Here is a 1,149-nt window from a genome sequence, read left to right as displayed (position 1 = left end):
TTGAAAGAGTGATTGAAACAGCCGTACGATTTGGCTTCTGCAGCTGGACAAAACAAATGATTACTTGTTTCTTTCTTCTTACACATAATCTAGTTTTGAGGGAATAATTTTCAATAAAACACTTGAAAATTTCTCTGAAAGATACTATAATAATAAGTGTCTTAAGTAGTCTGGTGGCGATAGCGAAAAGGTCACACCCGTTCCCATACCGAACACGGAAGTTAAGCTTTTCAGCGCCGATGGTAGTTGGGGGCTCTCCCCCTGTGAGAGTAGGACGTCGCCAGGCGTATTATTAAAAATTATTCCGCAGTAGCTCAGTGGTAGAGCATTCGGCTGTTAACCGAACGGTCGTAGGTTCGAGTCCTACCTGCGGAGCCATTTTTTTATTTATAGAAATTTAATTTATTTGCAAAGTGCTTCCATAGCTCAGCAGGTAGAGCACTTCCATGGTAAGGAAGAGGTCACCGGTTCGAGCCCGGTTGGAAGCTTATATAAAAAAGCACTTTATAAAAATATAAAGTGCTTTTTATTGTATTTAAGAATAGATTTATTTCAGTTCGTTTTTTTTTGAATTTTCTAGACGATCCTCTTATCAAAGCTATTGTTAGATGATTGTCTAGTGTTTTACACTTTCTTTTGATTATTCGAGAATTCTATATTAGAGGGTGCATTTATTGTAAAACTATTCAGGACTTTTAAAATGTATAAATATATGGCTAATTATTTATTTTATGAAGTTGCTAATTTTGAATGGTACTTACTTTAAAGGGGGGCTATTGAAGACTTGTGTTTCTTAATAATAACCTTCTTTTCTAGCTCATCTATAAAGATTTCCCGTTGGAATTTTTTATACAATCTAGAAAAAATCTAAAAAACTCTATGTTATTTAGGCTTTTTAGTGCTTTCTATTTAATTTTTCTTTTTAGAGATGAACATGTTTTTAATTTTAAAAATGAATATTGATTAAATTAGGTTTTTTTGCTAATAATAAGTGGTATTAACTACTAGTAATCGGTCTAGTTCTTATCAAAACTCGTAAAAACTTAATATAAATCTGAAAATTTAAACTTTAATTTTTCACTTTACTTTTTTCTCTCTATTTTATATAATAAATCTTGTCAGTTGGGAAACAACCAAATGAGATAAAAA

The 1,149-nt window shown here is 31.8% G+C and carries 2 tRNA genes and 1 rRNA gene; all 3 read left to right on the top strand.

Features of this window, described 5'->3' with window-relative positions:
- Nucleotides 1-169: 169 nt before the first annotated feature.
- A 5S ribosomal RNA gene (gene rrf / locus NCCP28_RS23445) occupies nt 170-286 on the top strand.
- Between the two features lie 17 nt (nt 287-303).
- Nucleotides 304-378 (top strand) — tRNA-Asn (locus tag NCCP28_RS23440).
- A 37-nt stretch (nt 379-415) separates the two neighbouring features.
- Nucleotides 416-488, top strand: a tRNA-Thr gene (locus NCCP28_RS23435).
- Nucleotides 489-1,149: the final 661 nt, after the last annotated feature.

The sequence above is a fragment of the Niallia sp. NCCP-28 genome (genome assembly GCF_023168165.1).
Taxonomy (GTDB): domain Bacteria; phylum Bacillota; class Bacilli; order Bacillales; family Cytobacillaceae; genus Niallia.
Note: the sequence above shows the minus strand (reverse complement) of the source record. Positions and strands in the feature narration are given on the sequence as shown.